The 9,255-nt window shown below is 66.4% G+C and carries 5 protein-coding genes; 3 read left to right on the top strand and 2 right to left on the bottom strand.

What is annotated here, in order from left to right; translation table 11 throughout:
- Positions 1-143: 143 nt before the first annotated feature.
- A complete protein-coding gene (locus ACVOLV_RS15110; protein WP_481555101.1) occupies positions 144-605 on the bottom strand; it encodes an RDD family protein in 462 nt (153 codons plus the stop codon).
- Positions 606-676: 71 nt separating this feature from the next.
- On the opposite strand from ACVOLV_RS15110, the gene xerD reads away from it, so the two are divergent.
- Together xerD and ACVOLV_RS15100 are read left to right on the top strand one after the other, a co-directional pair.
- Positions 677-1,654: a site-specific tyrosine recombinase XerD gene (xerD, locus tag ACVOLV_RS15105; protein ID WP_481555100.1), complete on the top strand. Its 978-nt coding sequence runs from the start codon at positions 677-679 to the stop codon at positions 1,652-1,654.
- Positions 1,655-1,996: 342 nt separating this feature from the next.
- Positions 1,997-2,776, top strand: a complete 780-nt coding sequence (locus ACVOLV_RS15100) for a DsbC family protein (protein WP_481555099.1) — start codon at positions 1,997-1,999, stop codon at positions 2,774-2,776.
- An 80-nt stretch (positions 2,777-2,856) separates the two neighbouring features.
- On the opposite strand, the gene ACVOLV_RS15095 is transcribed toward ACVOLV_RS15100, so the two are convergent.
- Positions 2,857-4,998, bottom strand: a complete 2,142-nt coding sequence (locus ACVOLV_RS15095; protein WP_481555098.1) for a glycosyl hydrolase family 18 protein — start codon at positions 4,996-4,998, stop codon at positions 2,857-2,859.
- Between the two features lie 305 nt (positions 4,999-5,303).
- Between ACVOLV_RS15095 and purL the strand changes: the two genes are divergently transcribed.
- Positions 5,304-9,185 carry a phosphoribosylformylglycinamidine synthase gene (gene purL, locus ACVOLV_RS15090; protein ID WP_481555097.1) on the top strand — a complete coding sequence of 1,294 codons (3,882 nt, stop codon included), beginning with the start codon at positions 5,304-5,306 and terminating at the stop codon, positions 9,183-9,185.
- Positions 9,186-9,255 lie beyond the last annotated feature (70 nt).

The raw sequence follows: 9,255 nt of genomic DNA, 5'->3' as shown, positions 1-9,255 counted from the left end.
GGGTGAAGGTTTAGCGGTGGAGCCCCTGCCGAGCATGGTTCGGCACTACGGGTGAAGGTCTTGCGGTAAAGCCCCTGCCGAGCATGGCTCGGCACTACGGGTGAAGGTCTTGCGGTAAAGCCCCAGCCGAGCATGGCTCGGCACTACAGTTTCGTCAGCCTTGTGTTGCTCAGGCGGTCGTGCAGGGTCAGGCGGTCGCGGTCGAACAGTGCCCAGATGAAGCCGATGCCCGCCAGCAGCAGCGATAGCGTGGCCAGTGCGTAGCGCTTCCACAGCTGTGGCCGGCTCGGCACGTTTCCGTCCATGGTCTGCAGGCGCAGTCGCCAGGGGCGCATGCCCAGCGTTTGTCCGCCGCGCTTCCAGCTCTCGGTGGCGTACAGCCCGGCAATCAGCCAGCAGCTCAGCCACAACAGCCATTGCAGCGCGCTGAAGGGGTGGATGTTGTCGCGGCTGGCATGGCCGGCCACGGTGTAGCCAATGGTGAACAGCGCCGAGACCAGCATCCACAGCGCCAGCACCGGCCACAGGTCGTAGAACAGCGCGGCCAGGCGGCGCAGCAACAGCGCGGAAGGGCGGGGTGTTTCGGCAAGGGCGGGTGTGCTCATGGGCCGAGCATACGATTTGTGGCCGCACGCGTGCATGGGCAGGCATTCGTGCAGGGCTTATCCTTGTGACGATGTCCGCGTCCCTGACTCCCGCCGAACGCCGTCAACTGGTGCAGCAACTGCCGCCGTTGCGTGATGCCGATGACCGTGTGATCCAGCGTTTTCTGGATGCCATATGGGCCGAGAATGGCTTGGCGCGGGCTTCGCTGGAGAGCTATCGGCGTGATCTGGAGGGGTTGTCGCGCTGGAGCGACGGCCCCAGCGACGGCCTGGCCGGGATTGATCGTGCCGGTCTGTTCGACTACCTGGCCTGGCGCACGCGTCATGGTTGGACCGCGCGCAGCAATGCCCGCCTGCTGTCGGTGCTGCGCGCTTTCTTCGGTCAAGCGTTGAAGCGTGGCGAGCGCAGCGAAGATCCGGCGGCGCTGCTGGAATCGCCCAAACTGCCGCGCTCGCTGCCCAAGGCACTTGCCGAAAGCCAGATCGAGGCATTGTTGGCGTCGCCGGATGTGGACAGCCCGCTCGGCCTGCGTGATCGCGCCATGTTGGAGCTGATGTACGCGGCCGGCCTGCGCGTCAGTGAGCTGGTCAACCTGCCGGCCAATGCGGTCAACCTGCGCCAGGGCGTGCTGCGGGTAACCGGCAAGGGCAGCAAGGAGCGCCTGGTTCCGCTGGGCGAAGAATCGCAGTACTGGTTGGAGCGCTATCTGGCGAGCTCGCGGCCGCTGCTTACCGGCGGCAAGGCCGTTGCGGCTACGGTGGCGGGGCAGGTGCCGCTGTTCGTCGATGTGGACCGTACACCCTTGAACCGACAGCAGTTCTGGTCCTTGGTGAAAGCCAGCGCGGCGGTGGCCGGTATCGACCCGGGCAAGATCAGTCCGCACGGACTGCGACACAGCTTCGCCACCCATCTGCTCAACCACGGCGCCGACCTGCGCGCGCTGCAGATGCTGCTCGGCCATAGTTCCTTGTCCACCACCCAGATCTATACCCTGGTCGCCCGCGAACACCTGCAGAAGCTGCACCGCAAGCACCACCCGCGCGGGTGAAGTTGTAGGGTTTGTTTGGAAGCGGACAGTGAAGAGCCAACCCCTCCCCAACCCTCCCCTACGCCTTCGGCGCAAGGGAGGGGGCAAAGGCGTACCCCTGCGCTTTCGACGCAAACGAGGGGGCAACGGCGTAGTGCCGAGCCATGCTCGGCAGGGGCTTTCCCGGCGACGCGCGTGGGAGCGGCGTCAGCCGCGAAGCTGGTGGACCCTTGGATTGCAGCTGGTGTCTGCGCTCGGGCATACCCCGCTTCGCGGCTTACGCCGCTCCTACAAGCCGGGGCCGCTCCCACGCCGATTCGGGTGGTGTGCGAGAATCCGGCTGTTCTCTTTCGATGGGTCGTCATGTTCCGATTTGCCATTGCCGCGCTGTTCGGCGCGCTCAGCCTTACTGCCTGCGCGCAACAGCCCGCAGCCCCCAAAGCCGCTGCCACTGCTGCAGCCTCTCCGGCCGATGCCGCGGTAGAAAAGCGGGTGCGAGATGCGCTCAAGGACCTGGACCCGAACCTCAAGCCGGAATACATCGGTGCGGCGCCGTTCGCGGGCTTCCGCGAGGTCATCGTCTCCGGGCAGGTGTTGTATGTGACCGATGACGGCCGCTACCTGCTGCAGACCACCCCGTATGACATCGCCAACAAGGCCCAGGCCACCAGCCCCGGCCTGCTGGCGTACCGCCGCAACCTGCTGCAGACGCTGCCGCATGCGGACCGCATCGTGTTTGCGCCGCCAAATGCCAAGCACACCATCAGTGTGTTCACGGATATCGAGTGCGGTTACTGCCGCAAGCTGCACCAGGACATCGCCGAGCTGAACCGCAACGGCATCGCCGTGGAATACCTGGCGTTCCCGCGCATGGGCCTGGCCAGCAAGGACGCCACCGACATGATCTCGGTCTGGTGTGCCAGCGACCGCAAGGCCGCGCTGACCGCTGCCAAGTCCGGCCAGCCGGTGCAATCCAGGAACTGCACCAATCCGGTGGCCATGCAGTACAACCTCGGCCAGCAGCTGGGCATCAACGGTACCCCGGCAATCTTTGCTGCCGATGGCAGCCAGCTGGGTGGCTACCTGCCGCCGGCACAGCTCAAGGCCACGCTGGATCGCATGGAAGGCGGCGGTAGCCGCTGATCGCAGCGCGCTCCCAAGCTTGGACAGGCAACGCCCCTCCCGGTAACGCGAGGGGCGTTGTCGTTCTGGTGGCAGCAGACTTACTTCAGCCCGTTGCTGACGCTGTCGACCAGCGTGCCCTGGGCGTCGTCACCGCTGAATTCCCAGAAGAACGCGCCGCCCAAGCCCTGGGCTTTGACGTAGGCCATCTTGTGGCCAAGCATTTCCGGCGTGTCCACGCTCCAGAAGGTGTTGCCGTCGTACAGCCAGGTGGCCTGCGCGAGCGGGTCCGTGTAGACCGGCCAGCCGAGGTTCTTCAGTACCTTCCAGTCCTCGATGCCGGCTTCGAACCTGCCGCTTGCCGGCCGTCCACTCTGGTACAGGCCGTTGTTGGTACGGCCCACCCCTGTCCAGCCGCGGCCATAGAAGCCGACGCCGAGGTTCAACTTGGCGGCTGGCACGCCGCGCTGCAGGTAGGCCTCAATGGCGTCGTTGCTGTTGTACAGCGCAGCGTCCCCGGCTGAAGGATCTGCCGGGGAGTGGAACAGGGCGGTGTGGTGGTTGGTGGTGCCGGCCCAGGCGCCGTGGAAGTCATAGGTCATCACGTTGATGAAATCCAGGTGCCGGTGGTACGCGGCCGGATCGGTTGGACGGATCTTGTCGATGCCGGCACCGACCGCCACGGTCAGCAGCAGGCCAGGACGCACGGCGTCCAATTGGCGGCGGAACTCGGCCAGCAGGGCGGTGAAGTTGTCGCGGTCGGCCGGCGTGCCGCAGCTCAGGCCGCAGGCGGCCGGGTACTCCCAATCGATGTCGATGCCATCGAACACGCCTGCAGCAACCCCTTGGCCGCCGGCATTGTCGGTGAACGGCAGGTTGCCCTTGATGTAGGCATCAATGCAGGAGGCGACGAAGGCTTGGCGGTTCTCCGGACGCGCCGCGCTGGAGAAGCCGCGTGACCAGGTCCATCCGCCCAGCGAGATCAGCGTCTTCAGCTGCGGATGCTTGGCCTTGAGCTGCTTGAGCTGGTTCCAGTTGCCGCGCAACGGCTGGTTCCAGCGGTCGCCGACGCCGCTGACGCTTTCGCCAGCGCCGAAACTGCGGGTGTAGTCGGCATAGGCGTCGCCGCCGGCACCTGTGGACGAATTGGCGGCCTGGGTGACGCCCACTTCGCAGCGGTTGTTGCGGACGTTGCCGAAGGCGTAGTTGATATGGGTCAGGTGCGCTGCCGAGCCACTGCTGTCGATGTTCTTTACCCGGTAGTTGCGGCCATAGATGCCCCACTGGGTAAAGTAGCCGATCACCCGCTTGCCGCTGTTACTCGGGCCGCCGGGGCCGACTGGAGTGCCGGGATCGCCGCCGCCGTTGTCCTCAGAGAGCGTGCTGGTGCTGATTGCAGCGCTGAGCGCGGAGGTATTGCCGGCCTTGTCGCGGGCAAGCACCGCGTAGCGATAGTTGGTGGCCGGCTGCAGCGCGGTGTCGCTGTAATCGGTGTTGGAGAGCACGGCGATCTGTTGACCGTCGCGGTGCAGCACATAGCCGGCGATGCCGCTGCCGCCGGGATTGTCGTTGGCGGCATTCCAGTGCAGCGTGATGCTGGTCTGGGTGCGCGCCTGCACCCTGAGCCCGCCTGGGATCGACGGCGCGGTGGTGTCCTTGTCCGCAGCGCTGACGGTCACGCTGACCGTGGCCGAGGTGGTGCTGGCGTTGCGGTCATCGGTGGCGATGGCGCTTAGCAGATGGCTGCCGGCTGTGGCGTTGTGCCAGGTCAGGCGATAGGGCGCGGCGGCAACGCTGCCGAGCAGCTGGCCGTTGCGGAAAAACTCGACCTTGCGGACGCTGCCATCGTTGTCGCTGGCCTCGGCGCTGAAGGTGATGCTGCTGCCGGCGTTGAACGTGCTGCCAGCGGTGGGCGAGGTGATACGGATCTGCGGCGGTTGGTTGGCTACCGGCGCGCCGCCGTCGCAGCGACCGAGGTTGTCGTAGTAGCGGCGACCGGCGGGATGGTCCGGCGGGGCGTTCCAGATGGTCTGCCGGACCCGGTAGAGCACGCCATCCTTCTGCAGGGTATGGCCAGGCTGGTAGATCGTGGTTCCCAGCCAGGGTTTGACGCCCGCGCAGTCGGCCGCCTGGGCTGCAGGTATGGCGCAGGCGGGCGCTACTACCAGCGCCAAGACCCAGCGCAGCCGTCCTTGGCGGAGGGTGAACGGGGGCCGACAACGGCCTGCGGAATGGTCCTTCATGGGGGTTCTCCTTGTGGGTGGGGCGGCGTGCAGGGGCATGCCTTCGGCATGACGGGCGCGGTTGCGCCCGGTCCTGGACCGTATGGGGAGTGCTTTTGGTGCCCGGATCGGGGCGCCGCACCGGCATCTGTTGCCGGCCGATCGAGGATAACGTCGCCCAAAACGCTGGCGCGGTTTACCCATCTCACGGGGCTGTCGGTGTGAACCGCGTCAAGCCTGAGGACTTCCCGTAGCCCGGGCGCCGAGGCTTGGGGCGGCCGAGTCCGGTACAATCGCGGGCCGATTCCCACCATGGTCTCCCGGACATGATCGTCCTCGAGGGCGCAGCTGCCCTTTCGCCGTTCCGCCGCGAACGTCTTGAATCCCGCCTGCAGTCCATTGCCGCCGATCTGCGCATCACCGGTGCCTGGCACGTCTATTTCACCCAAGCTGCCGATGCCGGCGCGGTCGACCAGACCACGTTGGGCCGCATCCTGCAGGGCCAGCCACAGGCCGCCGAGCGCGCTGATGGCGCGATTTCGCGCTATGTAGTGCCGCGCCTGGGCACCTTGTCACCGTGGTCGAGCAAGGCCACCGAGCTGGTGCGCGGTGCCGGCCTGCCGATCCAGCGCGTCGAACGCGGTACCCGCATCGACTTGAGCGGCTGGCCGACTGATCCGGCGCAACAGGCCGCACTGGCCAAGCTGCTGCACGATCCGATGACCCAGTCGCTGCTGACCGACATCGACCAGGCGCAGGCGCTGTTCAACAACGTCGGCCGCGGCAGCCTGGAGCGCATCGCCCTGGACGACCTGGAAGGTGCCAACAAGCGCCTCGGTCTGGCCCTGGCCGATGACGAGATCGATTACCTGCGCCAGCGTTACAGCGAACTCGGCCGTGATCCGTCCGACGTCGAGCTGATGATGTTCGCGCAGGCCAACTCCGAGCATTGCCGGCACAAGATCTTCAATGCCAGCTGGACCATCGATGGCAATGAGCAGGACCGCTCGCTGTTCAAGATGATCAAGAACACCCACCAGCAGACCCCGCAGCACACGCTCAGCGCGTACAGCGACAATGCCGCGGTGATCGAAGGCGAACCGGCCGCGCGTTATCGCCCGGACCCGGCCACCGGCAAGTACCGCAGCGAAGCGGTGGTGCCCAGCGCCTTCCAGATCAAGGTGGAGACGCATAACCACCCGACCGCGATCGCCCCGTTCCCGGGTGCCGCAACCGGCGCTGGCGGTGAGATCCGCGACGAAGGTGCCACCGGCCGTGGTGGCAAGCCCAAGGCAGGCCTGACCGGTTTCTCGGTCTCGCACCTGCGCATCCCGACCCTGCCGCAGCCGTGGGAGGCGCCGCGCGCGCTGAACCCGCGCATGGCACCGGCCCTGGACATCATGCTCGATGGCCCGCTTGGCGGCGCCGCGTTCAACAACGAATTCGGCCGCCCGAACCTGCTCGGTTACTTCCGCAGCTTCGAGCTGCCGGAAGATGGCATCACCCGCGCCTACGACAAGCCGATCATGTTGGCTGGCGGCCTGGGCGCGATTGACCGCGTGCAGGTCGACAAGCTGCAGCTGCAGGCTGGCGACGCGGTGATCGTACTCGGCGGCCCGGCCATGTTGATTGGTCTGGGCGGCGGTGCGGCGTCGTCGGTGGCTTCGGGCGAAAGCGCCGAAGACCTCGACTTCGCCAGCGTGCAACGCGACAACCCGGAGATGGAACGCCGCTGCCAGGAAGTGATCGACCGTTGCGTGGCCATGGGCACGAACAACCCGATCAAGTTCTTCCATGACGTTGGCGCCGGTGGCCTTTCCAACGCCATTCCGGAACTGCTGCACGACTCCAATGTCGGTGGCGTGATCGACCTGGGCAAGGTGCCCACCGACGATCCCTCGCTGTCGCCGCTGGAACTGTGGTGCAACGAGTCGCAGGAACGTTATGTACTCGGCGTGGCGCAGGAGCGTCTGGCCGAGTTCGCCGCCATCTGTGCGCGCGAACGCTGCCCGTTTGCGGCCGTTGGTGTTGCAACCAGCGAAGAACACCTGGTCGTGGCCTATGGCGCGACCCCGGGCAACACCCCGGCCGATGCGCCTATCGATCTGCCGATGGACGTGCTGTTCGGCAAGGCGCCGAAGATGCACCGCGATGCCGTGCATCCGCCGGCACCGCGCTGGCCGTCGCTGAAGACTGCCGGCATCGATCTGCATGACGCTGGTCTGCGTGTGCTCGCGCACCCGACCGTGGCCTCGAAGAGCTTCCTGGTCACCATCGGCGATCGCAGCGTGGGTGGTTTGACTGCGCGCGAGCAGATGATCGGCCCGTGGCAGCTGCCGATGGCAGATGTGGCGATCACCCTGGCTGGATTTGACACCTATGCCGGTGAAGCCATGTCGCTGGGCGAGCGCACGCCGCTGGCACTGTTGAACGCCGCTGCTTCGGCACGCATGGCGGTGGGTGAAGTCATCACCAACCTGTGCGCCGCACCGGTGACCGCGCTGGATACGGTCAAGCTGTCGGCCAACTGGATGGCCGCCTGCGGCCACAACGGCGAAGACGCGCTGCTGTACGACGCCGTCAAGGCCGTCGGCATGGAGCTGTGCCCGCAGCTGGATATCAGCATCCCGGTGGGCAAGGACTCGCTGTCGATGCAGGCGCAGTGGCAGGCCGATGGCCAGGCCGAGAAGTCGGTGTCGCCGGTATCGTTGGTGATCACCGCGTTCGCCCCGGTCAGCGATGCCCGCCAGCAGCTCACCCCGCTGCTCGACCGCGAAACCGAAAGTGAGTTGTGGTTGATTGGCCTGGGCGCTGGCAAGCAGCGACTGGGCGGCTCGATCCTGGCGCAGACCCAGGCCGATCACAGCGCATTGCCGGCATTCGCCGGTGAAGTACCGGATCTGGATGACCCGCAGCGCCTGCGTGCGTTCTTTGAATTGATCTGCGATGCACGTGAGTCCGGCCTGTTGCTGGCCTACCACGACCGCAGCGACGGCGGCGCGTTCGCCGCACTGTGCGAAATGGCATTCGCCTCGCGCATGGGCCTGGACATCGTGCTCGATGCCTGGGGTGATGATCCGTTCCGCAGCCTGTTCAACGAAGAACTGGGCGCCGTGGTGCAGATCGCCAAGGAAGACCGCGCCGCGTTCGCCGACCTGGTCGAACGCCACGCACTGACCGAATGCGCACAGCGCATCGCCCGCCCGACCACCGCACCGGTGGTGCGGGTGCAGCTGGCCGGCGACAGCGTGGTGGAATGGCGCTGGGAAGAACTGTTCGATGCCTGGTGGTCGGTGACCCACGCCATGCAGAAGCTGCGTGACAACCCGGATGCGGCCGATCAGGAGCGCGCGATTGCACGCAACTTCAACGCGCCGGGTCTGAAGCCGAAGCTGTCGTTCGATCCGGCCGACGATGTCGCTGCTCCGTTCATCGCCAGTGGCGCGCGACCGAAGGTGGCGATCCTGCGCGAGCAGGGCGTCAACGGCCAGATCGAGATGGCCAACATCTTCGAGCGCGTTGGCTTCGACGCCTACGACGTGCACATGAGCGACCTGATCGAAGGCCGCGTGCAGCTGAGCGACTTCCGCGGCATCGCCGCCTGCGGCGGTTTCAGCTACGGCGACGTGCTGGGTGCGGGCCGCGGCTGGGCTACCTCCATCCTCGAGCGTCCGGCACTGCGTGAGGCCTTCGCGGCCTTCTTCGCGCGCCCGGATACCTTCGCGCTGGGCGTGTGCAACGGTTGCCAGATGATGAGCCAGCTCAAGGACATCATCCCCGGTGCCGAGCACTGGCCGAAGTTCCTGCGCAATGCCGGCGAGCAGTTCGAAGCACGCACGGCGTTGCTGGAGATCGTCGAGTCGCCATCGATCCTGCTGCGTGGCATGGCCGGCTCGCGCCTGCCGGTTGCGGTGGCACACGGCGAAGGCCGTGCCGAGTTCGACAGTGCGGTGGACCAGGCAGCCGCCAGCATCTCGCTGCGTTACGTCGACGGTGATGGTCGCGTGGCCAGCCAGTACCCGCTGAATCCGAACGGTTCGCCGGACGGCATCACCGGCCTGACCACCAGCGATGGCCGCGTCACCATCCTGATGCCGCACCCGGAACGCACCCCGCGTACGGTCAACCTGAGCTGGGCGCCGAGCAGCTGGGGCGAAGATTCGCCGTGGCTGCGGATGTTCCGCAACGCAAGAGTATGGTGCGGCTGAACGCACAGAGTCGCCGTAAGTTCGTTGTGCATTGAGGTTGAAAAGAGCCCGCAGGCCAGTGCCTGCGGGC

Source organism: Stenotrophomonas sp. STEN023 (assembly GCF_056760135.1).
The sequence above is the reverse complement of the archived record's forward strand: the minus strand, read 5'-3'. Positions and strand labels throughout refer to the sequence as shown.